General features: G+C 71.6%; 21 protein-coding genes. 10 read left to right on the forward strand and 11 right to left on the reverse strand.

What is annotated here, in order from left to right; translation table 11 throughout:
- The first annotated feature begins 324 nt into the window (after window positions 1–324).
- From KJK29_RS05195 to KJK29_RS38745, 3 genes are all read left to right on the forward strand, one after another.
- Window positions 325–3243: a glycoside hydrolase family 48 protein gene (locus KJK29_RS05195; RefSeq protein ID WP_215117519.1), complete on the forward strand. Its 2919-nt coding sequence runs from the start codon at window positions 325–327 to the stop codon at window positions 3241–3243.
- 210 nt (window positions 3244–3453) lie between these two features.
- On the forward strand, window positions 3454–6108 hold the full coding sequence (locus tag KJK29_RS05200; protein ID WP_215117520.1) for a cellulose binding domain-containing protein: 2655 nt from the start codon (window positions 3454–3456) through the stop codon (window positions 6106–6108).
- Between the two features lie 150 nt (window positions 6109–6258).
- Complete coding sequence (locus tag KJK29_RS38745) at window positions 6259–6888, forward strand: hypothetical protein (RefSeq protein ID WP_251057708.1); 630 nt, start codon at window positions 6259–6261, stop codon at window positions 6886–6888.
- 63 nt (window positions 6889–6951) lie between these two features.
- On the opposite strand, the gene KJK29_RS05210 is transcribed toward KJK29_RS38745, so the two are convergent.
- Both KJK29_RS05210 and KJK29_RS05215 read right to left on the reverse strand, forming a co-directional pair.
- Window positions 6952–8862, reverse strand: a complete 1911-nt coding sequence (locus tag KJK29_RS05210) for a rhamnogalacturonan lyase (RefSeq protein ID WP_285439931.1) — start codon at window positions 8860–8862, stop codon at window positions 6952–6954.
- A 38-nt stretch (window positions 8863–8900) separates the two neighbouring features.
- Window positions 8901–9869, reverse strand: coding sequence for a helix-turn-helix transcriptional regulator (locus KJK29_RS05215; RefSeq protein ID WP_215117521.1), 969 nt, complete (start codon window positions 9867–9869; stop codon window positions 8901–8903).
- Between the two features lie 39 nt (window positions 9870–9908).
- On the opposite strand from KJK29_RS05215, the gene KJK29_RS05220 reads away from it, so the two are divergent.
- Window positions 9909–10388: a hypothetical protein gene (locus KJK29_RS05220; protein ID WP_215117522.1), complete on the forward strand. Its 480-nt coding sequence runs from the start codon at window positions 9909–9911 to the stop codon at window positions 10386–10388.
- The gene (locus KJK29_RS05225; protein ID WP_215117523.1) at window positions 10385–10861 is read left to right on the forward strand and encodes a hypothetical protein; all 477 of its coding nucleotides are present in this window, start codon (window positions 10385–10387) and stop codon (window positions 10859–10861) included. Before KJK29_RS05220 ends, KJK29_RS05225 begins: the two co-directional genes overlap by 4 nt.
- Here the strand turns inward: KJK29_RS05225 and KJK29_RS05230 are convergent.
- Together KJK29_RS05230 and KJK29_RS05235 are read right to left on the reverse strand one after the other, a co-directional pair.
- Window positions 10830–11588: a class I SAM-dependent methyltransferase gene (locus KJK29_RS05230; protein WP_215117524.1), complete on the reverse strand. Its 759-nt coding sequence runs from the start codon at window positions 11586–11588 to the stop codon at window positions 10830–10832. The genes KJK29_RS05225 and KJK29_RS05230 overlap by 32 nt on opposite strands.
- 4 nt (window positions 11589–11592) lie before the next feature.
- A complete protein-coding gene (locus tag KJK29_RS05235) occupies window positions 11593–11898 on the reverse strand; it encodes a 4a-hydroxytetrahydrobiopterin dehydratase (protein WP_215117525.1) in 306 nt (101 codons plus the stop codon).
- A gap of 128 nt (window positions 11899–12026) precedes the next feature.
- Here KJK29_RS05235 and KJK29_RS05240 point away from each other — a divergent pair, with 128 nt between their 5' ends.
- A complete protein-coding gene (locus tag KJK29_RS05240; protein WP_215117526.1) occupies window positions 12027–12842 on the forward strand; it encodes a helix-turn-helix domain-containing protein in 816 nt (271 codons plus the stop codon).
- On the opposite strand, the gene KJK29_RS05245 is transcribed toward KJK29_RS05240, so the two are convergent.
- On the reverse strand, window positions 12824–13249 hold the full coding sequence (locus tag KJK29_RS05245) for a hypothetical protein (protein ID WP_215117527.1): 426 nt from the start codon (window positions 13247–13249) through the stop codon (window positions 12824–12826). The two genes, KJK29_RS05240 and KJK29_RS05245, sit on opposite strands and share 19 nt — an antisense overlap.
- Before the next feature lie 239 nt (window positions 13250–13488).
- Here KJK29_RS05245 and KJK29_RS05250 point away from each other — a divergent pair, with 239 nt between their 5' ends.
- Together KJK29_RS05250 and KJK29_RS05255 are read left to right on the forward strand one after the other, a co-directional pair.
- On the forward strand, window positions 13489–14352 hold the full coding sequence (locus KJK29_RS05250) for a helix-turn-helix domain-containing protein (protein WP_215117528.1): 864 nt from the start codon (window positions 13489–13491) through the stop codon (window positions 14350–14352).
- Window positions 14353–14445: 93 nt separating this feature from the next.
- Complete coding sequence (locus KJK29_RS05255; protein WP_215117529.1) at window positions 14446–14913, forward strand: nitrate reductase molybdenum cofactor assembly chaperone; 468 nt, start codon at window positions 14446–14448, stop codon at window positions 14911–14913.
- Between the two features lie 25 nt (window positions 14914–14938).
- Here the strand turns inward: KJK29_RS05255 and dnaK are convergent, their stop codons facing one another.
- From dnaK to KJK29_RS05285, 6 genes are all read right to left on the reverse strand, one after another.
- Window positions 14939–16804 (reverse strand): molecular chaperone DnaK, encoded by a 1866-nt coding sequence (gene dnaK / locus KJK29_RS05260; protein ID WP_215117530.1) that lies wholly within the window; start codon window positions 16802–16804, stop codon window positions 14939–14941.
- Between the two features lie 72 nt (window positions 16805–16876).
- Complete coding sequence (locus tag KJK29_RS05265) at window positions 16877–17617, reverse strand: glycerophosphodiester phosphodiesterase family protein (RefSeq protein ID WP_215117531.1); 741 nt, start codon at window positions 17615–17617, stop codon at window positions 16877–16879.
- On the reverse strand, window positions 17614–18993 hold the full coding sequence (locus KJK29_RS05270) for a hypothetical protein (RefSeq protein WP_215117532.1): 1380 nt from the start codon (window positions 18991–18993) through the stop codon (window positions 17614–17616). The genes KJK29_RS05265 and KJK29_RS05270 overlap by 4 nt, the downstream gene beginning before the upstream one ends.
- Before the next feature lie 119 nt (window positions 18994–19112).
- Entirely contained in the window at window positions 19113–19541 is a 429-nt protein-coding gene (locus KJK29_RS05275; RefSeq protein ID WP_215117533.1) for an OsmC family peroxiredoxin, read from the reverse strand.
- Window positions 19542–19641: 100 nt separating this feature from the next.
- Window positions 19642–21714: a phage holin family protein gene (locus KJK29_RS05280; protein ID WP_215117534.1), complete on the reverse strand. Its 2073-nt coding sequence runs from the start codon at window positions 21712–21714 to the stop codon at window positions 19642–19644.
- 139 nt (window positions 21715–21853) lie between these two features.
- Window positions 21854–22255: a hypothetical protein gene (locus tag KJK29_RS05285; protein ID WP_215117535.1), complete on the reverse strand. Its 402-nt coding sequence runs from the start codon at window positions 22253–22255 to the stop codon at window positions 21854–21856.
- Between the two features lie 83 nt (window positions 22256–22338).
- Between KJK29_RS05285 and KJK29_RS05290 the strand changes: the two genes are divergently transcribed.
- Window positions 22339–23112 carry an MBL fold metallo-hydrolase gene (locus tag KJK29_RS05290; protein WP_215117536.1) on the forward strand — a complete coding sequence of 258 codons (774 nt, stop codon included), beginning with the start codon at window positions 22339–22341 and terminating at the stop codon, window positions 23110–23112.
- A gap of 35 nt (window positions 23113–23147) precedes the next feature.
- On the forward strand, window positions 23148–23762 hold the full coding sequence (locus KJK29_RS05295) for a DedA family protein (RefSeq protein WP_370869194.1): 615 nt from the start codon (window positions 23148–23150) through the stop codon (window positions 23760–23762).
- Window positions 23763–23843: the final 81 nt, after the last annotated feature.

The raw sequence follows: 23843 nt of genomic DNA on the forward strand, positions 1-23843 counted from the left end.
GGCATGGCGCTCGCGCAGCAGGGGACGACCGCGCTGGGGCGGCTCAAAGTACTGAACGCGAGAGGTGACGCATGAGCGACTCCTTGCAGGCCGGGCACGCCGTGACGGACGCGTCGACTGATGGAACCGCTCCCACTGGTGTCAAGGAAGGTAGCGCCAAGTGTCAGCAAAGAACAGGGGAGTCGCTGACTTTCGCTCAACACACGGCGTCGAATCTTTTCGACTCTTCAACCCCTTGACCGATACCACACCCGTCCTCACTATGGGAGCGCTCCCACTGGTTCAAGCCTTGACTTCTCCGAGCCGCAAGGAGGAACCAGCACCATGCATCCCCCACCCCGGAGACGCGGAGCGGTGCGGCGCGTGTGGATCGCCGCCGTCGCAGCTCTCGCGCTTCCGTTGACGATGCTCTCCTCAGGGTCGACTCCCGCGCAGGCGGCCGCACTTCAGTGCAGTGTCGATTACAAGACGAACGACTGGGGCTCCGGCTTCACCGCGGATCTGACCCTCACCAACCGCGGCACGGACGCCATCGACGGCTGGACGCTGACCTACGCCTACTCCGGCAACCAGAGGCTGGGGAACGGCTGGAACGGCACCTGGTCGCAGTCCGGCCAGAACGTCACCGTCAAGAACGCCTCCCACAACGCGCGGGTCGCCGCGGGCGCCGCCGTCTCCACCGGCGCCCAGTTCACCTACAGCGGCTCCAACGCCGCGCCGACATCCTTCTCGGTCAACGGCACGGCCTGCACCGGCGCGCACCAGCCGCCGATCGCCGTGCTGACCAGCCCGTCCGCCGGTGCCGTCTACACGCAGGGCCAGGCGGTCCCGCTGGCGGCCACGGCCGCGGCCGCGGACAACGCCACGATCAGCAAGGTGGAGTTCTACGACGACACCACGCTGCTGGGCACGGACACGAGTGCGCCGTACGCGCTCTCCGTTTCCGACTTGACCGTGGGCAGTCACTCCCTGGTGGCGAAGGCGTACGACAGCATGGGCGCCTCCGCGAACTCCACCCCGGTCGGCATCACGGTCTCCTCCGGTCCCACCGTCGTGGCCTCGCCGCTCCAACTGGGCGTCCAGTCGGGCAAGTCGGGCACCTACGACGTGAAGCTGTCCAAGCAGCCGACGTCCAACGTGACGGTGGCGTCGGCCCGCGCGAGCGGCAACTCGGGCCTGTCGGTCACGGGTGGCGCCTCGCTCACCTTCACCCCGCAGAACTGGAACACGGCACAGAAGGTGACCGTCACCGCGGCCAACTCCGGCACCGGGTCGGCCGTCTTCGAGTCGACGGCGACGGGTCACGCCAAGGCCTCGGTCACCGTGACCCAGCTGGCGGCGGCGAAGGTCTACGACGCCCGCTTCCTGGAGCTCTACGGGAAGATCACCAACCCGGCGAACGGCTACTTCTCCCCCGAGGGCATCCCCTACCACTCGGTCGAGACGCTGATCGTCGAGGCGCCGGACCACGGCCACGAGACCACCTCGGAGGCGTACAGCTACCTCCTGTGGCTCCAGGCCATGTACGGCAAGGTGACCGGCGACTGGGCCAAGTTCAACGGCGCGTGGGACCTCATGGAGAAGTACATGATCCCCACCCGCGCCGACCAGCCGACCAACTCCTTCTACAACGCGTCCAAGCCGGCGACCTACGCGCCCGAGCTGGACACCCCGAACGAGTACCCGGCGGGGCTCGACACCGGCGCCTCGGTCGGCCGGGACCCGATCGCGGCCGAGCTGAAGAGCGCGTACGGCACGGACGACGTCTACGGCATGCACTGGCTGCAGGACGTGGACAACGTCTACGGCTACGGCAACTCGCCCGGCAAGTGCGAGGCGGGCCCGTCGGACACCGGCCCGTCGTACATCAACACCTTCCAGCGCGGCGCGCAGGAGTCGGTGTGGGAGACGGTGCCGCAGCCGACCTGCGACGCCTTCAAGTACGGCGGAAAGAACGGCTATCTGGATCTGTTCACCGGTGACGCCTCCTACGCCAAGCAGTGGAAGTTCACCAACGCGCCCGACGCCGACGCCCGGGCCGTGCAGGCCGCCTACTGGGCGGATCTGTGGGCGAAGGAGCAGGGCAAGGGCGGGGACGTCTCCGCGACGGTCGGCAAGGCCGCCAAGATGGGCGACTACCTGCGCTACTCCATGTTCGACAAGTACTTCAAGAAGATCGGCAACTGCGTCGGCCCCGCGGCCTGCCCGGCGGGCACCGGCAAGGACGCCTCGCACTACCTGATGTCCTGGTACTACGCCTGGGGCGGCGCCACCGACACCGCGGCCGGCTGGGCCTGGCGCATCGGCTCCAGCCACGCCCACGGCGGCTACCAGAACCCCCTCGCGGCCTACGCGCTCGGCAACTACGCCCCGCTGAAGCCCAAGTCGGCGACGGGCGCGGCCGACTGGTCGAAGTCCATGGAACGGCAGCTGGAGTTCTACCGCTGGCTGCAGTCGAGCGAGGGTGCGATCGCCGGCGGCGCGACCAACAGCTGGGCGGGCCGGTACGCGACCCCGCCCGCCGGGAAGTCGACGTTCTACGGCATGTACTACGACGAGAAGCCCGTGTACCACGACCCGCCGTCCAACCAGTGGTTCGGCTTCCAGGCGTGGTCCATGGAGCGGGTCGCCGAGCTGTACCAGCAGACGGGCAACGCGCAGGCCAAGACGGTCCTCGACAAGTGGGTCGACTGGGCGCTGTCCAAGACCACGTTCAACCCGGACGGCACGTTCCGGATCCCGTCGACGCTGCAGTGGTCGGGCCAGCCCGACACGTGGAACGCCTCCAGCCCCGGCTCCAACAGCGGGCTGCGCGTCACCGTCGCCGACTACACGAACGATGTCGGTGTGGCGGCCTCGTACGCCAAGACCTTGACGTACTACGCGGACCGCTCCGGTGACACGGAGGCCGGTGCGGCGGCGAAGAAGCTGCTGGACGGGATGTGGGACAACCACCAGGACGCGCTCGGGATCGCCGTTCCGGAGAACCGGGCCGACTACAACCGGTTCGACGATCCGGTGTACGTCCCGAGCGGCTGGACGGGCACGATGCCGAACGGTGACGCGATCAACTCGTCGTCGACGTTCGACTCGATCCGGTCCTTCTACGAGGACGACCCGGCCTGGTCGAAGATCGAGAGCTATCTGGCGGGCGGTGCGGTTCCGTCGTTCACGTATCACCGGTTCTGGGCTCAGGCGGATATCGCGCTTGCCATGGGCTCGTACGCGGAGCTTCTCGAATAGCCCCCGCCGGGCGCTCCGCGGGTGGAGCGGGTTCTTCGGCTGCGGGCCCGGCTGTGGCTGGTCGCGCAGTTCCCCGCGCCCCCAAGAACAGCGTCCGAAGCTCTGCGTACGTGGCCCTGCACCTGACGCGGGGCCACCTCGGTCGGGCGGCTCCACCCGCACGGGAGCCGCCCGGCCCTCGCACGTCCCCCTCACGGAAGGACCCCCACCGTGCGAAGAACCCGTATCCTCACCGCCGTGCTCGCGCTGGCCGCCGGGCTGCTGTCGGGTGCGCCCTCCGCCCTGGCTGCTGATCCGGACTCGACGAAGCTCGCCGCCGATACCTACACCTGGAAGAACGCCCGGATCGACGGGGGCGGGTTCGTTCCCGGGATCGTCTTCAACCGGAGCGAGAAGAACCTCGCCTACGCCCGTACCGACATCGGCGGCGTGTACCGCTGGCAGGAGGCGTCGAAGAGCTGGACGCCGCTGCTGGACTCGGTCGGGTGGGACGACTGGGGGCACACGGGTGTGGTGAGCGTCGCGTCCGACTCCGTCGACCCGAACAAGGTCTACGCGGCGGTCGGGACGTACACCAACAGCTGGGACCCGAAGAACGGCGCCGTCATGCGGTCCTCCGACCGGGGCGCGAGCTGGCAGAAGGCGAATCTGCCGTTCAAGCTGGGCGGCAACATGCCGGGGCGGGGCATGGGCGAGCGGCTGGCGGTCGACCCGAACCGCAACAGCGTGCTGTACCTGGGCGCGCCCAGCGGCAAGGGGCTGTGGCGGTCGACGGACTCGGGCGTGACGTGGTCGCAGGTGACGAACTTCCCGAACGTCGGGAACTACGTGCAGGATCCGAGCGACACGTCCGGCTACGCCTCCGACAACCAGGGCATCGTCTGGGTCAGCTTCGACGAGTCGACGGGCACCTCGGGCAACGCCACGAAGACGCTCTACGTCGGGGTCGCCGACGCGGAGAACGCGGTGTACCGCTCGACGGACGCGGGCGCGACCTGGCAGCGGCTGGCCGGACAGCCGACGGGCCAGCTGGCGCACAAGGGCGTCCTGGACGCGAAGAACGGCTACCTGTATGTCGCCTACAGCGACAAGGGCGGCCCGTACGACGGCGGCAAGGGCCGGCTGTGGCGGTACGCGACCGGGACCGGGACCTGGACGAACATCAGCCCGGTGGCGGAGGCCGACACGTTCTACGGCTTCAGCGGGCTGACGGTGGACCGGCAGAAGCCGGGCACGGTGATGGCCACGGCGTACAGCGCCTGGTGGCCGGACACGCAGATCTTCCGTTCCACGGACAGCGGGGCGACCTGGACCAAGGCGTGGGACTACACGTCGTACCCCAACCGTGAGAACCGCTACACGATGGACGTCTCGTCCTCGCCGTGGCTGACATGGGGCGCGAACCCGGCGCCTCCCGAACAGACCCCGAAGCTGGGCTGGATGACGGAGTCGATGGAGATCGACCCGTTCGACTCCGCCCGCCTGATGTACGGGACGGGCGCGACGATCTACGGCACCGAGAACCTCACGAACTGGGACAGCGGCGGGAAGTTCACGGTCAAGCCGATGGTGCGGGGCCTGGAGGAGACGGCGGTCAACGACCTCGCCTCTCCCCCGTCCGGTGCCCCGCTGCTGAGCGCGCTCGGCGATGTCGGCGGCTTCCGTCACACGGACCTGACCAAGGTGCCGTCGATGATGTTCACCCAGCCGAACTTCACGACGACCACGAGCCTGGACTTCGCCGAGTCGAACCCGAACACGGTCGTCCGGGTCGGCAACCTCGACTCGGGCCCGCACATCGCGTTCTCGACGGACAACGGCGCCAACTGGTTCGCGGGCACCGACCCTTCGGGGGTGAGCGGCGGCGGCACGGTCGCGGCGGCGGCCGACGGCAGCCGGTTCGTGTGGAGTCCGCAGGGCGCCGGCGTGCACCACGCGACGGGCTTCGGCACGTCCTGGCAGGCCTCCGGCGGGATCCCGGCCGGGGCCGTCGTCGAGTCGGACCGGGTCGACCCGAAGACCTTCTACGGCTTCAAGTCGGGGAAGTTCTACGTCAGTACGGACGGCGGGGCGACGTTCAAGGAGTCCCCGGCCGGCGGACTGCCGAGCGGCGACAGCGTCCGCTTCAAGGCCCTGCCCGGCGGAAAGGGCGATGTGTGGCTGGCGGGCGGCGCGAGCGACGGGGCGTACGGCCTGTGGCACTCCACGGACGGCGGGGCGAGCTTCACCAAGCTCTCGAACGTCGAGCAGGCCGACACGATCGGCTTCGGCAAGGCGGCACCCGGCGCGACCTACCAGACCCTCTACACGAGCGCGAAGATCGGCGGCGTACGCGGCATCTTCCGCTCCACGGACAAGGGCGTGAGCTGGACGCGCGTCAACGACGACGCCCACCAGTGGGGCTGGACGGGCGCGGCCATCACCGGCGATCCGAGGGTCTACGGCCGTGTGTACGTCTCGACGAACGGCCGTGGCGTCATCTACGGCGACAGCTCCGACGGCGGCACCACGGACCCGGGGCCCGGCCCCGATCCGACCCCGACGGGCGCCTGCAAGGTGACGTACAAGGTCACCAACCAGTGGTCGGGCGGCTTCCAGGCGGACGTCCAGCTCACCAACACCGGGACCGGCCCATGGAACGGCTGGTCGCTGAGCTGGCCCTTCCCCGACGGGCAGAAGCTGACCCAGGCCTGGAACGCCGAGGCCGCGCAGTCGGGTTCCACGGTGACCGCGAAGAACGTCGGCTGGAACGCGAACGTGGCGGCCGGCTCGTCGGTGAGCTTCGGGTTCACGGGAAGCTGGTCGGGGACGAACGCGAAACCGACGGCGTTCAAGGTCGGGGACCAGAGCTGCACGGTCGCCTGACCGACTTGTCGGAGGGCGCGTACCGGAGACGGCACGCGCCCTCTCCCCGCCAGGGCCGATCACGAACTGATCACCTTAACCGCCCACCTCTCACATATTCTTCACACCTCCCGTTACGCTCACCCCCCACGAAATACCTCAGGGGGGTCCATGTCGTACACCCAGCCTCCGCCTCCGCCGCCTCTGCCGCCCGGCTTCGGGCCGCCGCCCTCCCCGCCGCCTCCCCGGCCGTCCTGGACCCGCAAGCGCGTCCTGATACCCGTCGCTGCCGTCATCCTCCTGATCGGCATGGGGATCGGATCCGCCGGGAACAGCGGCGGCAGCGAGAAGACCTCGGCTGAGCCGCGACCCACTGTCACCGTCACCGAGAAGGCGCAGGCGGACGGCGAGGCCGAACCGGCGCCCACGGTGACCGTCACCAAGACCGCCACGGCCAAAGCCAAGGTGAAGGCGAAGCCCGAGGTGGACACCGCGGACGACGCCGAGGCCGCCCCCGAGGGCAAGGCGGTGTTCAAGGTGTGGGGCTCGGCCCCGTCCGGGGTCGACATCACCTACGGCAACGACGGCACCAACCTCCAGGGCAAAGGCCTGCCCATGGAGAAGACCTTGAGCGTCAAGGACGACGCCCTCTACTACCAGGTGACCGCGCAGCTCATGGGCGGCGGCGACATCCAGTGCTCCGTCACCATCGACGGCGAGACCAAGTCCGGCCGGGCCCAGGGCGGCTACAACATCTGTTCCGCCCAGCTCAACAGCGACTTCAGCGGCGGCTTCAGTTAGACCGCGCCCCGCTGTCGGGACCGGTGGGTGCGTGCTCCCCCATGGCGCGCACCCACCGGAGTCTCACGGGGTGTAGACCGTCGGCCTCGGAGCCGTCGGCATGGCGTTGCCCAGGAAGTAACTCGGGTGCGGGGGCTGGTTGTACGCGGTGTTCTGCCAGGCCAGGGCCGTGCGGTACTGGGTGTCGTGGAGCAGGGTCGTGATCCTCGTGTTCGTCTCGTGCGGGGTCGAGTAGACGCGCAGGGCCGTGTTGTCGCTGGTGCGCCAGATGACCTCCTCACGCCAGTCGCCGAGGAGGTCGCCGGACAGAACGGGGGTGGACTTGGTGCCGTTGTTGGAGGAGACGCCGGAGCCGGTCAGGAGGCGGGTGTCGCCGGACGTGCCGTACTTGTCGATGCGGGTGCCGTCGAGGAGTTCACGGACCGGGTCGCCGTCCCACCAGGACAGGAAGTTGACGCTGGAGGGTTCCCGCCCGAGGGAGGCACCGGTCGCCGAGCGCAGGGTGGTGTCGGAGGCGGACCAGGACTCGGCTCCCGCGCTGCCCGCGTAGATGTCGCCGGAGACTCCCCGGCCGTTGTCGGCGCCGGAGGCGGTCTTCCAGAGGATCGCGCCCGTGCGGGCGTCGGCCATCCAGGAGCCGGGCTGGCTCGTGCTCTCGGAGACCTTGAAGTACTCCAGGCCCGCGCGGGAGGGATCGAGGTCACCGACGTGGCCGGCGTCGCCGTGGCCCAGCTTGGTGGTCCAGAGCCCGCCTCCGTTGTCGTCGACGGTCATCGCGCCGTAGACGATCTCGTCCTTGCCGTCCGCGTCGACGTCCGCGACGGACAGGCTGTGGTTGCCCTGGCCGTCGTAGCCCTTGCCGCTGTTGGTGGAGGAGTTGGTGTCGAAGGTCCAGCGGCGGGTGAAGGAGCCGTTCCGCCAGTCCCAGGCGGCGATCACCGTGCGGGTGTAGTAGCCGCGCGCCATGATCAGGGAGGGGCGTGAGCCGTCCAGGTACGCCGTGCCCGCGAGGAAGCGGTCGACGCGGTTGCCGTAGGAGTCGCCCCAGGAGGAGACGGTGCCACGGGCCGGGACGTAGTCGACGCTCTGCATCGCCTTGCCCGTCTGCCCGTTGAACATGGTCAGGAACTCGGGCCCGGCCAGCACATAGCCGCTGGAGTTGCGGTGGTCGGCCGAGGAACTGCCGATGACCGTGCCCGTGCCGTCCCGGGTGCCGTCGGCGGTCTTCATGGCGACCTCGGCCCTGCCGTCGCCGTCGTAGTCGTACACCTGGAACTGCGTGTAGTGCGCGCCGGAGCGGATGTTGCGGCCCAGGTCGATGCGCCACAGCCGGGTGCCGTCGAGCTTGATGCCGTCGACGACGGTGTTGCCCGTGTAGCCGGACTGGGAGTTGTCCTTGGCATTGGTGGGCTGCCACTTCAGGACGAGGTCCAGGGCGCCGTCGCCGTCGAGGTCGCCGAGGGAGGCGTCGTTGGCGTCGTAGGTGTACGCCACCCCGTCGGGGGTCGTGCCACCGGAGGGCGGGGAGATCGGGATGTCCTTGTAGCCGGTTCGGAACTGGACCGCGTGCACCGAGTCGCCCTGCTCCGTGCCGTTCACCACCGCGCGGACGGTGTAGTCGGCCTGGGCGGGGGCGCCGGAGTGGAAGTAGTTCGTGGAGCCGGTGACCGGCGTGGAGTTGACCTTCGTACCGGCCCGGTAGACGTTGAAGGAGACGTTGTCAGGGTCCGTGCCGAGCCAGCGCCAGCTCACCAGGTTGCCGCTGCCGGTGTGGACGCTGACCACGCCCCGGTCGAGCTTCTCGACCTGGCGGGCGGTGGCGGCCATGGGGGCCCCTCCCGCGCGAGTCAGTTCGAGCGTGGGGGAGCTGTCGCCGGTGGCGAAGGTGGTCAGGCCGGCGCCGGCGAGTGCCGCCGTGGCCACGGCCACCGGGAGGAGCACACGGCGTCTGCGGTGCGTGTGGGGGTGCTTCACGTGACGGACCTCCTGAGAGGACGGGCGGGTTCCGCCTCTCAGTCGCCGCCGGGTGCGCGGGAGTTGCCGTACCGCTCGGCCAGTTCGGCGACCGTGCGGGCGATGCGCGAGCGCAGTTCGTCCGGGGCCAGCACCTCGATGCCCGTGCCGAGGCGCAGGAATTCGGCGTGGGCGTGCTCGACGGACTCGATGGGGACCGTCGCGCGCGTCCAGCCGTCCTCGTCGGTATGTCCGTCGCGGCGGACCGCCTCCCCCGCCGGGCCGGTGAGCGTCGCCCCCGGGGCCAGCCGCACCACCGCCTCGCCGCGGTGCAGCAGGTCGTGGAAATCGCGCTGGTACGCCGCCCAGTAGGCGGCCAGATCGAAGTCGGCGGGGCGGGAGAACTCCTCGTCGCCGGTGGTGAGTTCGAGGATCTGGTCGACGCGGAAGGTCCGCGGTCCCGGCCCCGCGACGACGTACCAGCGGCCCGCCTTCAGCACCAGCCCGTACGGCTCCAGACGGCGCTCCACGTCGGTGGGCTCGCGCCAGCGGCGGTAGCGGACGTGCAGCACCCGTCCGCTCCAGACGGCGTCGGCGACGGCCGGGAGGTGCGGGGTGTCGTCGGCGTCGGTGTACCAGCCGGGGGCGTCCAGGTGGAAGCGGCCGCTGATCCGGTCGGCGTGGGTGCGCAGCTCCGCCGGCAGGGCGGCACGCACCTTGAGCTGGGCGGCGGCCAGGACCGAGCCGAGGCCGAGCTGGGCTGCCGCGGCGGGGGCGCCCGCGAGGAAGAGCGCCTCGGCCTCGCCGCTGGTGAGGCCGGTGAGACGAGTGCGGTAGCCGTCGAGGAGGCGGTAGCCGCCTGCGTGGCCCGCGTCGCCGTACAGCGGGATACCGGCGGCGCCCAGGGCCTCCACGTCCCGGTACACCGTCCGCACCGACACCTCCAGCTCCTCGGCGAGCTGGGCGGCGGTCATCCGGCCGCGGGTCTGGAGCAGCAGGAGGATGGAGACGAGTCGGCTGGACTTCACTGACACAGGATGGCAGTGAAGCGGCCTTAGCGTCCCGCCATGCCCTTCACGGAGAAACACCTGACCGTGCCGCCGCCGATCGAGGTGGCGGGACGGTGGGTCAAGCGCTACCACGTGACCGCCGACCCGGCGGGCATCGCACCCGAGGTCGAGGAGAGCGCCTACCGCTTCCTGCCCACACTGCTGCCGAAGCCGGACGGCACTCCCCCGGCGGCGTTCGTCGTCCTGCACCGGGGCGGTGACGACGGCGCCTATCTCAACGCCTACAGCTGGGTGTGGGACAACGTCCTGCACTTCGGGGGCGCGGCGGCGGGGCAGCCCGTCCTCGGCTGCCCGGACCACGACCCCACCCACTTCGTCGCGCCCGGCAAGCCGTGGATCGGCTGCGTCTGGGAGCTGCCGCCGATCCTGCACGAACGCGACGCCTGGGTGCGCCACATGCTCGCCCCCGACACCCCCGACCTCGACGCCTACCTGGCCGACTCCCTGCCTGAGGGAACCACTGGAGACCGCTCATGAGCAGCCCGCACGACTTCGACTTCTTCCACGGCGCCTGGCAGGTCCGGCACCGCAAGCTGACCGATTTCCTCGACCCGGGGAGCGCCTGGGAGGAGTTCACGGGCACCAGCGACTGCCGCCCGCTGTTCGACGGGACGGCCAACCTCGACGAGATCGACATGCCGCACCTGGGCTCCAAGGGCGCGACCCTGCGGCTGTTCGACCCGGCCACGAAGCTGTGGTCGCTGAGCTGGGCCTCCAGCCGCACCGGCACCCTGTTCCCGCCCGTCTTCGGTCGGTTCGAGGGCGACCGGGGTGAGTTCACCGGCAACGACACGCACGACGGCAAGGACGTGCTGGTGCGGTTCGTGTGGTCGGGGGTGCGGGACACCGCCGCCCGCTGGGAGCAGGCGTTCTCCCTGGACGGCGGCCGGACCTGGCTGACCAACTGGATCATGGACTTCAGCCGGCCGGAGGGTCCGCCGGCTTCCTGAAGGCCCGGAGCGTGAAGACCGGGTCGGGGCGCGGCCGGTCCTGGTCGGGCAGTTCCGCCAGCCGGGTGGCGAAGCCGTCGGCGAGCGGGTCGCCGGGCGGCAGTGTGACGAACCAGCCGCGTCTGAGGTCGGCCACCGTACGCCGGGGGCTGCGGCCCTGCCCGTGGCCCCGGAAGGAGGCCTGCCCGGCCGGGACCAGCCCGTGTCCGGCGGCGCCGGCCACGACGTCCGCCGCCGCGTCCCGGACCGGGCTCGGCGGACGGGAGGACAGGACGACATCGATGTCACTGCCCACGTTGTGGGAGGCGGCCTTGTCGACCGTCGTGATGTAGACCCCGCCGGGGCGCAGCACCCGGGCGCACTCGCCGACGATGGCCCGCACATCGGCGGTCCCGGCGGCCAGGTGCAGCAGCCACACGCTGCTGACGGCGTCGAACTCCCCGTCCCGGAAGGGCAGCCGCCTGCTGTCGCCGAGCAGGATCGCGCCGGGCAGCCGGGCGGCGGCCTGCCGGGCCATCGCGAGGGCGAGGTCGACGCCGGTCACCCGCATGCCCTCGCGGGCGGCGGCGAGCCGCCGGGTCACTATGCCGGTGCCGCAGCCGAGGTCGAGCAGGCTGCGCGTGTCCGGCGGTACGAGGCCCAGTACCGCTTCCGCGGCGGCGGCCGCCCTGGGCTCGCCGCCGCGCGAGGCGTCGTACCGCTCCGCTTCCTTGTCGTAGTCGAGCACCCGGTCAGTGTGCCCCGTGCCCGGGGGCCAGGTCCTCCACCCTGCGGGCGAGCTCGAAGTCCTTCTCGGTGACGGCGCCGCCCGCGCTGTGCGTGTGGACGGACAGCGCGACGGTGTTGTAGCCGAGGGTGAGGTCGGAGTGGTGGCCCAGCTCCTCCTGGACCTGGGCGATGTGCACGACCATCGCCGTCGCCGCGAAGTGCGAGCCGAGCCGGTAGGAGCGGGTGAGGCGGTCCGTGTCGAGCGACCAGCCCGGCAGCTCGGCCAGCCGGTCCTCGACCTCTTTCTGCGACAGCGGTTCGACGGGCATGGGCTGCGCTCCTTCCCTCGCGCCGGGGTCCTCGGTGTCCTCTCAGCCTGCCACAGCGGGGCGCCCGAGGCCCTGGTCGCAAGGGCGGTGCCTGTCCGGCACGGCCGGTTCTCGACTACGGTCCGGACATGACCACTCACCCGTCCACGGGCGGCCAGGGCGTGGGGCCGCTGCTGCGGGCCTGGCGGGAGCAGCGCCGGGTCAGCCAGCTGGAACTGGCCCTGCGCGCGGACTCCTCGGCCCGGCACATCAGCTTCGTCGAGACGGGCCGGTCCCGCCCGAGCGAGGAGATGGTGCTGCGGCTGGCGGAGCATCTGGACGTCCCCGTGCGGGAGCGCAACGCGCTGCTGCTGGCGGCCGGCTACGCCCCGCGCTACCCGGAGACGCCGCTGGACGACCCGGCGCTGGGCGCGCTGCGCGAGGGCATCGAGCGGCTGATCGGGGGCTACGAGCCGTATCCGGCGCTGGTGGTGGACGCGCTGTACGACGTGGTGGCGGCCAACCGGGGGATCATGACGCTGGTCGACGGCGTCTGCCCGTCCCTGCTGGAGCCGCCGCTGAACGCGATGCGGCTCGCCCTGCACCCGCGGGGGCTGGCGCCCCGCATCCGCAATCTGCGGGCCTGGCGCGGTCACCTGCTGGAGCAGATGGAGCGGCAGATCGCGCTGCACCGCTCCGAGCCGCTGCGGGAGCTGTACGAGGAGGTGGCGGCGTATCCGGTGCCCGAGGAGGATCCGGGGGCCGGGTCCCAGGAGCCCTCGGAGCCGGTGCCGTACTTCGCGCTGCCGCTGCGGATCGAGCACGAGGGGCGGACGCTGTCGTTCATCTCCTCCATCTCCACGTTCAACACCCCGATGGACGTGACCGTCGCCGAGCTGGCCATCGAGACGCTCCTGCCGGCCGACCCGGCGACGGCCAAGTACCTTCAGTCGCTGCTGTCCTGACGGGCCTTCAGTGCCGTGTGCTGGAGGACGGCGAACCCGGCCACGGTCAGCGCCTGGAGCACCGTCCACACGGCGCCCGCCGTGCTCGGAGTGAGCCACAGCGCCAGGGCCACCAGGCTCACGACCGTCCAGGCGAGGTTGGCCTCGACGACGGCCCGCACGCCGAGCGCGGGCGGCTGCCGACGGGAGGCCAGCAGGCCGACACCCGCCCCGTACGCGGCGAGGAACGCGCCCAGTGCGAGCAGCAGCGTGGCGTCGACGCCGAGGAAGCGCCCGAGGGGGCCGGGGAGCGCGAGGTAGGCGAGGGCGTTGGCGCCGGTCACCGCGGCGTCCAGGGCCAGGAAGCGGCGCAGCATCGACTGCGGCTCGGAGGTCCGGGCGAGTGCGGCGAGCTGGATCGCGGACATGGGGCATCACCCTCCGTCGGGTCATGGTGCGGCTGGGAGCCGGGTCCCGGGCCGGAGTGCGCCGGCCCGGGACCCGGTACGTCCACGATCCCGTCCTGGCCGGGCCCGGTCGATTACCCGCGGGGTAATGCCCCGGCGACACGTCCTTCTCTCGTGATCTCCTCGCCGTCGGCCCTGGGAGACTGCCGTCGGTACGTGGCAGACTGATCGCGGGCTTGGGCGCGTTGGGGAGGCGTGGCGTGAGTGAACGACGGGCCGCACCCACGGTGGGCCAGGTGGTGCTGGGCAAGCGACTCCAGGAACTGCGCGAGGCGGCGGGCATCGGCCGTGACGAGGCCGCCCGGGTGCTGCGCGTCGCCCCCGCGACCGTCCGGCGGATGGAGACCGCCGATGTCGCGCTGAAGATCCCCTACGTGCAGATCCTGCTGACCGCGTACGGCGTGCCCGAGGACGAGGTGGCCGCGTTCGTCGACCTCGCCGAGGAGGCGAACCGGCCGGGCTGGTGGCAGCGGTTCCACGACGTGCTGCCGGAGTGGTTCAGCCTGTACGTGAGCCTGGAGGGCGCCGCCCGGATCATCCGCTCCTACGAGCCGCACTTCGTGCCGGGGCTGCTGCAGACCGAGGGGTACGCGCGGGCGGTACTGGAGGCCGGCACCATCGCGAACGCGGGGCCGGAGGCGGTGGAGCGGCATGTGTCGCTGCGCATGGAGCGGCAGCGCCTGCTGGAGCGCGACAACCCGCCGCATCTGTGGGTGATCATGGACGAGACGGTGCTGTGCCGCCCGGTGAGCGTCGACGGCCGGGTGATGCGCGACCAGTTCGACAAGCTTCTGGAGTACGCCGCCCGTGACCGGGTCACGCTGCAGATCGCCGAGTTCAAGGACGGCCCGCATCCGGGGACGTACGCCCCGTTCTCGCTGTTCCGCTTCGCCGAGCCCGAACTGCCCGACATGGTCTTCACCGAGTATCTGACGGGCGCGCTGTACCTGGACTCCCGCAAGGAGGTCTCCGCGCATCTGGAGGTCCTGGACCACATGACGGCCCGCGCGGGCTCGGCCCAGCGCACGGAGGCGCTCCTGCGGGAGTACGGCGAGCGGTTCTGACCCGTACGGGCCCCGTCGGCGGGTGCCCTCCCCGGCCCGCCCCTAGCGTCGGCATCACGCGGCACGCAAGGGAGCGCACGCGAAGGAGGTCCGATGCCCGGATTCGAGCTGCTGTACCAGGCTGCCGCGCTGTGCCTGATGTACCCCGACGACGGCTTCCGCGCCCGGCTGTCGCTGCTGCGCGAAGCCGCCCCCCAGCTGAGGGAGTTCGCCGACCACGCGGCCGTCACCCCGCCCCGGGAGCTGGCCGCGCACTACGTCGAGGTCTTCGAGGCCGGGCAGGACCACAGCCTGTACCTGAGCGTCTGGCGCGAGGCGGCCCCGCCGCCCTCCGAGGAGGTCTACCGCGCGCATGGCCTGGAGACCACCGGCGAGGAACCGCCCGACTTCCTGCCCGCGGTCCTGGAGTTCGCGGCCCGCACGGGCAGCACCGAACTGCTCACGGAGCACCGCGACGGCCTGGATCAGCTCCGGTCCAGCCTCACCGACTTCGGCACGCCCTACGCGACGGTGCTGGACGCGGTGTGCGCGACACTGCCGCCGGCGCACACCGGCCGCTAGCCAGGACCGGCGATGGCGGTCCGGTCTACGCGGCGCCGCCCTTCTCGTCCCGCTGGTCCTTCTCCTCGTCCACGATCTCCGCGTCGACCACGCCCTCTTCTTCCTGTGCGGTGCCGGGAGATCCCTCGGTGGGGGCCTGCTGGGCCTGGGCGTACATCGCCTGGCCCATCTTCTGGCTGACGGAGGCGAGTTTCTCGACGGCGGTGCGGAGGGTGGCGGTGTCCGCCTGCTGTTCCAGGTGTCCCTTCACCTCGGTGACGGCCGACTCGACCTCGGTCTTGGTGTCGGCCGGGATCCTGTCGCCGTTCTCGCGGAGGAAGTTCTCCGTCTGGTAGACGAGTTGCTCGGCCTGGTTGCGGGTCTCGGCGGCCTCGCGGCGGTCCCGGTCCTCCTCGGCGTACTGCTCGGCCTCGCGCATCATGCGGTCGATGTCTTCCTTGCCCAGGGCCGAGCCGCCGGTGACGGTCATCTTCTGTTCGCGGCCGGTCGCCATGTCCTTGGCGGAGACGTGCATGATGCCGTTGGCGTCGATGTCGAAGGCCACCTCGATCTGCGGGACACCGCGTGGTGCCGGCGGCAGGCCCGTCAGGTCGAAGACGCCGAGCTTCTTGTTGTAGGCGGCGATCTCGCGTTCGCCCTGGTAGACCTGGATGCCGACCGAGGGCTGGTTGTCGGCCGCCGTCGTGAAGATCTCCGAACGCCGGGTCGGGATGGTGGTGTTGCGCTCGATGAGCTTCGTCATGATGCCGCCCTTGGTCTCGATGCCCAGGGACAGCGGGGTGACGTCGAGCAGCAGGACGTCCTTGACGTCGCCGCGCATGACGCCCGCCTGGAGCGCGGCGCCGAGCGCCACGACCTCGTCGGGGTTGACGCCCTTGTGCGGCTCCTTGCCGGTGAGTTCCTTGACGAGGTGGGTCACCGCGGGCATCCGGGTGGAGCCGCCGACGAGGATCACGTGGTCGACCGCGGAGAGCTTCACCCCGGCGTCGTCGACCGCCTGGTGGAAGGGCGCCTTGCAGCGGTCCAGCAGATCGGAGGTGAGCTCCTGGAACTGGGCCCGGGTCAGCTTCTCGTCGAGATGCAGCGGCCCTTCGGCGGAGGCCGTGATGTAGGGCAGGTTGATCGTCGTCTCGGTGGAGCTGGACAGCTCGATCTTGGCCTTCTCGGCGCCCTCGCGCAGCCGCTGCACCGCCATCTTGTCGTTTCCGAGGTCGACGCCGTACTGGCCCTTGAAGCGCTTGACCAGGTACTCGACGATCCGCTGGTCCCAGTCGTCGCCGCCGAGGTGGGTGTCGCCGTTGGTGGCCTTCACCTCGATGACGCCCTCGCCCATCTCCAGCAGCGACACGTCGAAGGTGCCGCCGCCGAGGTCGAAGACGAGGACCGTCTGGTCGTTCTCCTTGTCCAGGCCGTAGGCGAGGGCCGCGGCCGTCGGCTCGTTGATGATCCGCAGGACCTTCAGGCCCGCGACCTCCCCGGCCTCCTTGGTCGCCTGGCGCTGATGGTCGTCGAAGTAGGCCGGGACGGTGATCACCGCGTCGGTGACGTCCTCGCCGAGGTAGGCCTCCGCGTCCCGCTTCAGTTTCTGCAGCACCCGGGCGGACAGCTCCTGCGCCCGGTAGCGGGTGCCGTCCACGTCGCCCTGGTCCGGGAAGCGCCAGCTCGCGTCGCCCATGTAGCGCTTGACCGAGCGGGCCGTGCGCTCCACGTTCGTCACGGCCTGCCGTTTGGCGACCTCCCCCACCAGCACCTCGCCGTTCTTGGCGAACGCCACGACCGAGGGTGTGGTTCTGGCCCCCTCCGCGTTGGCGATGACCGTGGGCTCACCGCCCTCCAGCACGGCCACCACCGAGTTCGTGGTCCCGAGGTCGATCCCGACCGCTCGTCCCATCGCTGTCCCCTTCCGTCAGGGCACCGGCCACCCACTCCCCACTCTCCAGCACAAAACTTGAGCGCGCTGTTGTCAATGCCGCGAAGGAGTGATCGGCCCGCGCAGGGCCACGGCGCGCCGGGGCCGGTCCGTGACCAGCACGTCCACGCGCGGGTGGGCGAGGAACGCCCGCATCAGGGTGTCGTCGTTGACCGTCCACACCATGGTGAACAGGCCGCGCCGGGTCGCCTCGCGCAGCACGGTGGTCCTGGCCAGCCGCTGGTGCACGGCGACTCCGTGGGCCCCGCAGGCGCGGATCCGGCGGGCGGGGAACAGTTCGCTCAGCCGGGTCCCGGGCAGCCGGGACAGGGCGAGGTCCTTGCGGTCGCGTCCCAGAGACAGCGCGGTGCGCACCCCGGGGAAGGCCCGGGTCACGGCGGCGAGGGAACGGTCCTCCAGTGTCGTCACGACGAGTCCGTCCACGCCGAGCAGGGCCACCGCCCGGTCGACCACCTCCTGCTCGTAGCCCACCTCCTTGAGGTCCAGGTGGGCCACCAGCCGTCCGGCGATCAGCGCCATGACCTCGTCCACCACCGGCACGTCGTAGCCGGCCCGCTCGCTCAGCTCGGCGTGCGTGAGCCGGGACAGCGGCGGCCCGGTGGGCCCGACCCGGGGGTCGTGGTAGACGACGAGGACACCGTCGGCCGTGCGGCGGATGTCGAACTCGACGTACTCCGCGCCGGACTCCAGCGCGTCCTTGTACGCCTCCCAGGTGGCGGCGTCGGCGCGCTCGGAGCCGCCCCGGTGGGCGGAGACCGCGGGGCGTGGCGTCATGGTCGGGGGCTCCCGGAGGGCGGGCGTGGCGGCGGCAGGGGTACGGCGTCGTCGGACGTGGGCAGCAGTGAGCCGGAGCGGGTGCTGATCCGTCTGAGCAGGACGTATCCGATCACGACGAGGACGACGAAGGGGAGCCAGGCCAGCGCGTAGGCCGTGCCGTAGGAGCGCAGGTCGAGGATGGAGCGGTGCTCGTCGACGTTCGTGCCGTTCACGCCGAAGAAGGCGAGCAGCAGGGTCGGCGGCAGGGCGATCAGGGTGGCGGCGGCGACCAGGCCGGACACGGTGCGGTCGCGGCGCTCGTCGCGCTCGGCGAGTTCGGCGTCCAGGGCGGCGGAGCGGGCGCTGATCACCGAGGTCAGCCGCTCGACCATGCGGGCCGAGTTCTCCAGGCTGTCGCGGATGCCGAGCGCGTCACGCTGCGAGGACTGGAAGGCCTCCATGACCATCTCGGGGATCAGCAGGCTGTCGACGTAGGCCTCGACGCCGAAGGCGAGGTCCAGCTGGAGTTCGTTGACGCCGGCGGAGAGGCGGGAGATCAGGGAGCGGATCTCGGTGGGCGAGTCGGTCAGGGCCTGCTCGTTGGCCTTCATCATGGCGAAGGCGGCGAGCCGGGTGCGCTGCAGCACGGCCAAGGCGGAGACCATGCCGACGGCGACGAGCATCAGGCCGTTCTCGACGTGCGGGGCCCAGCCGGCCTGGACGGAGACGCCCCGGCCGAGGGCGGACAGGGTGAGGCCGTGGTTCCTGAGATGCGGCGCGAGGCTCGCGTCGTAGGGCGTGGCGGGGTTCCAGGGCATCCGCCCGCGGTAGACGATCTCGTTCAGCAGGATCGCCTTGCGGGCCTCGTCGACGCTGAGCAGTTCGCGGTGTAACCGGCCGCCGGGGAAGACGAGTTGGTGCACGTTCTGGCCGAGGGCGAGCGGGCGGCCGAGCTGCTCGGTCAGCGTCTGGAACAGCGGGCGGTCGTCGAGTTCGATGCGCTCCCGGTCGAAGCAGGTCGTGGCCAGCCAGGCGGCGAGGTCGCCGGCCGTGGTCTCACCCGCGAAGGCGCAGTCCACGACCAGGGTGGCGTCGCCGCGCGGGGTGGCGACGACGAGGATCCGCAAGGAGGCGAGGCCCAGGCCGTGGTCGCCGTGCGGCAGCCGCAGCCGGCGGGGCGCGATCCGTTCGTCGAGGACCGGCACGGGGAGCACGTCCTGGCTGGTCATCAGGTGGGAGGCGAAGCGGCCGTAGTCGTAGCGGTCGACGAGGGCGCCGAGGCCTGTGTCCCGGGGGCGGAGCCGTCCGGAGAGGCTGAACAGGAGCAGGACGCGGGTCCGGTCGCGGGTGGCGGAGTCGAGCACCGTGGCGTTCGGGGACGTTCCCGGCAGCATCGCGTTCCTTCCGGCCGGCCGGTTCGAGAGCGTCTGGTTCCTACCCCGGCCGCAGGTGGCGAACCGACGTCGCGCGGGCCGCCCCTGGTGGGCGACCCGCGCGACGGGGGTGTGTCGGGTCAGGCGAGCTTGGCGGTCAGCGTGATGGGCGTGGCCTTCAGCGCCTGGCTGACCGGGCAGCCGGTCTTGGCCTCCTCGGCGGCGGCGAGGAAGGCCGCCTCCTCGATGCCGGGGACGGTGCCCTCGACGGTGAGGTGGATGCCGGTGATGCCCTCGCCGGGCTGGAAGGAGACGTCGGCGGAGGTGACGAGCTTGGTGGGCGGCGTCCCGGCCTTGTTCAGGATGTTGGAGAAGGCCATGGAGTAGCAGCTGGAGTGGGCGGCGGCGATCAGCTCCTCGGGGCTGGTCTTCCCGTTCGCCTCCTGGGCGCGCGACGCCCACGTGACCGGCTGCTCGCCGATCGCACCGGAGGTGTCGAAGGTGACGACGCCATTGCCCTCGAGCAGGCTGCCTTCCCAGACGGTGTGTGCGGAGCGCGTGGTAGCCACGGTTCTTCCTTTCGCGTACGGACTCGCGGTGGGCCCGTCTCCGGGTCCCCTGCCCCCATCCGATCACACCCGTGGCGCCGCGTCCGCGCACGCGCCGAATTCAGGCCGCGCGTTCCTCGCTGCTCTCCAGCGGCACCTGAGGGCCGTTCGACTCGCGCAGCCAGCGGCGCAGGACGCGGTGGACGTGCTCGGCGCCGACGAGTTCCGCCCCGTCCGCCACCGGTGCGGACAGGACGAGCGGGGACAGCAGGAAGGGTTTGCCCTGGGCGCCGCCGAGGCCGCCGTGGGAGCCGATCTGCTCCTCGAAGGCGAGGACTTCGCCGTCGGCCGGGTCGTGGAAGGAGTTGACCATGATGTCGGCGGTGTGCGGGAAGGAGTGCGTACGGCGCACCGCGTCGGCCGCGCCCGGCCCGAACGCGGCGAGCGGACCCGGGTCGTCGTCGAGGCCGGCCAGCGGGATCTCGGCGCCGTTCGCCCCGAGGACGACTCCGCCGTGCTCGTCGCTGCGGACCAGCAGGAAGCCGATGCCGGGGTGGTTGGCGAGGGTCGGCAGCAGCGCGGGGTGGCGGGCGTCGATCTCCTCTTTGCTCATCCGGTGTGTGACGTCCGGGAAGGAGACCAGGCCGAGGTTGCCGGAGGCCAGCACGATCGGCTCCGGGCGGCGCGCGGGGCGGTGCCGCTCGCCGCCCTCCTCGACCGGGATGCGCAGGGCGGCCCGCACGGCGGCGCGGGCCTCCGCCCCGCTGCGGGTGCGCTCCGCGCTGCGCGACACGGGCAGTCCGCACCCCGCCCGCACCAGATCGCCGAGGGTGAGGCCGTAGCGGGAGCGGAAGGTCTCGCCGGGGCTCTGGCCGTGGTCGGACAGCACCACGATGCGGTACGGGCGCGGGGCGTGCTCGGCGACGCTCTCGATCAGGGCGAGCGACCGGTCGAGCTTCTCCAGGACCTTCTGCGCGTCGCGGCTCGCCGGGCCGGAGTGGTGGGCGACCTCGTCGTAGGCCACCAGATCGGCGTAGACGGCGGCGCGGCCGACGAGCATGTCGCCCGTCACCGAGGCGACGACGACGTCCCGCTCGACGACCGTCGCGAAGGCCCTGACGAACGGGTAGAGGCCCGCGCGGGAGACCCTCGGGCGCTGCTTGCGCAGCCGGGCCCGGGTGGACTGGCCGATCTCCCGGCCGACGTCGGCGACGAAGGACAGGGCGGTGCGCACGGCGTTGGCCGGATCCGAGAAGTAGGCGAAGTAGCCCGCCCGGGAGCGGTTCTCGCGGCTGCGGCGGCGGGTGGCGATGGACAGCACGAGGGCCTGCTGCTCGGCGCCGCCGCTGAACAGGTTGCCGCGGCTGGCGCCGTCGACGGTGAGCAGACCGCCGTGTCCCGCGTACTCGACGGCGCGGCGCTGGAGCTCGGCGGCGCTGGTCGGGCGGTTGCAGACGACGACCTCGCGGGTGTCCTTCTCGTACCAGCGGAAGGCGGGGACGTCGTGGTTGCTGCCGTGCAGGATGCCGAGCTGGCTGGCGCCGGTCTGGCTGGACCAGTCGGTGCGCCAAGGGGTGAGGCGGTGGGTGGAGCGGCCGCCGTCACCGAAGTCGAGCCAGCGGGCGACGGTGGGCATCAGGCCCTTGCCTACCGCGTCCAGCAGGACGTCGTGGCCGACGCCGTCGAGCTGGAGGAACACCGTGCCGGGGCTGGACGGGCTGGGCGGCCCGGACCGGCGGCGGCGGTCGGAGAGGCGGTACAGCCTGCGGCGGTAGGCGTCGTCGTCGCGCACGGCCAGGGCGGCACCGGTGGCGGACGCCACCGCGGACATCACGGCGGCGACCACGACGGCCGTCTCCGGGGCGGCGGCGCCGCGCTCGGCGGGGTTGAGACGCAGGGCGAGCAGCAGCAGCGCGCCGTTCAGGAAGAACACCAGCAGCCCGAGCACGAGCGCCGGTACGAGGAGCAGGAGCCGGACGAGCAGCGGCCAGACCACGGCCGACAGCAGACCGAAGGCGCCGGCGCCGAAGGCCGCCGTGACGGCGATGTCGGTGGCGCTGTCGCCGCCCTCCGAGCGGAGCCGGAAGTCCGGCAGGATACCCGCGAGCAGGAGCAGGGTGACGGTGGAGACCGCCCACACGGCGACGCTCCGCCCGATCTGACTGGCGACCCGCCGCCATCGCACGCCCCGCACGCCCAGCCACCTCACGTCCCGGCCCGCCGCCGCGGGCTCTTCCCCACCCTGTCACAACGCCCGGGGAACGCCTTTTGTCCCTCGAACCGCCCCCTGAAACCCCCGGCGGGCCGAGGTCACGCCGTTCGCGGCGGCCGGGTCACCGTCCGTCGTAGCCCGCCGTCGGCATCGACAGCCGGCGGTGCACGCACGCCTTCATCGCCGCGTCGTACGCCGGCTCCGCGTGGCCCACCATCTCGACGCGTACGCCGCGCCTCGCGCACTCCGCGGTGAACTCCTCGACGGAGGCGAGCGCGCTCTCCAGGACCCGGCGGCTGGGCGCCACGAACAGGTCGAGACCGGGCCGGACGCCGTCCCACAGGGCGCCGTGGTCGGGACGCAGCCCACGGACCAGTAACTCCCGGCTGACCACATAGCCCCGCTCGGCGGCCCAGCGGGCGCACATCGCGTGCTGGCTGCGGGAGTCGACCAGGAACGGATCGTCGTCCAGCTCCTCCAGCGGCGTCAGACTCGCGATCGCCGTGACCCGTACCGGCACCATGGCGTCCCCCCTCACCTCCGGTTCAGCCGCCGACCCTACTCCTGCCCGTAGGCTTCGGGGAGTCGCGCGAAGGAGGCAAAGAAGTGCCGGTGGAGATCACGTGGTGGGGTCATGCCACGTGCACGGTGGAGGACTCGAACGTGCGCGTGCTCACCGATCCTCTGTTCGCACGCCGGCTCGCACACCTGCGGCGCCGGCGCGGAGACCTGCCGCCCCCCGGCGCCCGTGAAGCGGACGTGGCACTGGTCTCGCATCTGCACGCCGACCATCTGCATGTGCCCTCGCTGATGCGGCTCGCGCCGGGCACGCGCCTGCTCGTGCCCCGGGGCGCGCGCCGGGCGGTGCCCGGACTGCGCCGGCTCACGCACCTGCGGGTGAGCGAGGTGGCTCCCGGGGACGAGACCCCGGTCGGTGACGTCGTCGTACGGGCCGTGCCCGCGCGGCACGACGGGCGGCGGCTGCCGCTCGGACCGCACCGCGCCCCCGCGCTCGGCTATGTCATAGCCGGCGAGGCCCGGACCTACTTCGCCGGGGACACCGGGCTGTTCGACACGATGGCCGAGGAGGTCGGACCGGTCGAGGTGGCGCTGCTGCCGGTCGGCGGCTGGGGACCGTACCTGGGCGAGGGGCATCTGGACGCGGGACGGGCGGCGGAGGCCCTGGCCCGGCTGGCGCCGTGCAATGCGGTGCCGGTGCACTACGGCACGTACTGGCCGATCGGGATGGACGCCGTGCGCCCCCATGAATTCCACGCGCCGGGGGACGAATTCGTACGGCTGGCGGCCGGCCGCGCACCCGAGGTGGCGGTGCACCGGCTCGGGCACGGGGAGAGCGTGCGCCTGAAGGGCACGCGGTGACCTGGACCGCGCCCGTGGCGCAGGCGGGTCTGCCCCTGCTGGCGGCGTCGGCCGTCACCCCGGCGGCCATCGTGCCGACCTCCACACAGCAGGCGGTCGGCTATCCGACGCTCTTCCTGCTGGTGCTCGCCGGGGCGCTGGTGCCGGTGATTCCGACGGGGGCGCTGGTGAGTTCGGCGGCCGTGGTCGCCTTTCACCAGACGTCGCCCCTGTCGCTGGCGATGGTGTTCCTGACGGCGTCGGTGGCGGCGTTCCTCGGGGACGCGACGCTGTACTGGCTGGGGCGGCGGGGGCTGAGGTCGAAGAACGGCTCACGCTGGCTGGAGGCGATCCGGTCGCGGGCGCCGGAGGACCGGCTGGCTCAGGCGCAGGAGAAACTCGCCGCGCACGGGGTCGCGGTGCTGGTGCTGTCCCGGCTGGTGCCGGCGGGGCGGATTCCGGTGATGCTGGCCTGTCTGCTGGCGGAGTGGCCGTTGCGGCGGTTCTCGCGGGGGAATCTGCCGGCGTGTCTGGCGTGGGCCCTGACGTATCAGTTGATCGGGATTCTCGGGGGGTCGCTGTTCGATGAGCCGTGGCAGGGGGTGGTGGCGGCGATCGGGCTGACCTTGGTGATCAGTGCGGTGCCGAGTTTGTTGCGGCGGGTGCGGTAGCGCCATTGAGGCGCGGTTGTCGTCGGGGTGCGGGTTGTTGGTGGTTGCTCGCGCAGTTCCCCGCGCCCCTGAAGTCGATTC

The sequence above is a fragment of the Streptomyces koelreuteriae genome (assembly GCF_018604545.1).
GTDB classification, from domain to species: domain Bacteria; phylum Actinomycetota; class Actinomycetes; order Streptomycetales; family Streptomycetaceae; genus Streptomyces; species Streptomyces koelreuteriae.

What these genes read in the sequence shown, in the direction of transcription:
- KJK29_RS05255 (WP_215117529.1), top strand. Translation starts at nt 14,446, where the DNA reads ATGCCCGGATTCGAGCTGCTGTACCAGGCTGCCGCGCTGTGCCTGATG.
- KJK29_RS05220 (WP_215117522.1), top strand. Translation starts at nt 9,909, where the DNA reads ATGCCCTTCACGGAGAAACACCTGACCGTGCCGCCGCCGATCGAGGTG.
- KJK29_RS05235 (WP_215117525.1), bottom strand. Translation starts at nt 11,898, where the DNA reads ATGCCCGTCGAACCGCTGTCGCAGAAAGAGGTCGAGGACCGGCTGGCC.
- KJK29_RS05240 (WP_215117526.1), top strand. Translation starts at nt 12,027, where the DNA reads ATGACCACTCACCCGTCCACGGGCGGCCAGGGCGTGGGGCCGCTGCTG.
- KJK29_RS05285 (WP_215117535.1), bottom strand. Translation starts at nt 22,255, where the DNA reads ATGGTGCCGGTACGGGTCACGGCGATCGCGAGTCTGACGCCGCTGGAG.
- KJK29_RS05225 (WP_215117523.1), top strand. Translation starts at nt 10,385, where the DNA reads ATGAGCAGCCCGCACGACTTCGACTTCTTCCACGGCGCCTGGCAGGTC.
- KJK29_RS38745 (WP_251057708.1), top strand. Translation starts at nt 6,259, where the DNA reads ATGTCGTACACCCAGCCTCCGCCTCCGCCGCCTCTGCCGCCCGGCTTC.
- KJK29_RS05245 (WP_215117527.1), bottom strand. Translation starts at nt 13,249, where the DNA reads ATGTCCGCGATCCAGCTCGCCGCACTCGCCCGGACCTCCGAGCCGCAG.
- KJK29_RS05265 (WP_215117531.1), bottom strand. Translation starts at nt 17,617, where the DNA reads ATGACGCCACGCCCCGCGGTCTCCGCCCACCGGGGCGGCTCCGAGCGC.
- KJK29_RS05195 (WP_215117519.1), top strand. Translation starts at nt 325, where the DNA reads ATGCATCCCCCACCCCGGAGACGCGGAGCGGTGCGGCGCGTGTGGATC.
- KJK29_RS05270 (WP_215117532.1), bottom strand. Translation starts at nt 18,993, where the DNA reads ATGCTGCCGGGAACGTCCCCGAACGCCACGGTGCTCGACTCCGCCACC.
- dnaK (WP_215117530.1), bottom strand. Translation starts at nt 16,804, where the DNA reads ATGGGACGAGCGGTCGGGATCGACCTCGGGACCACGAACTCGGTGGTG.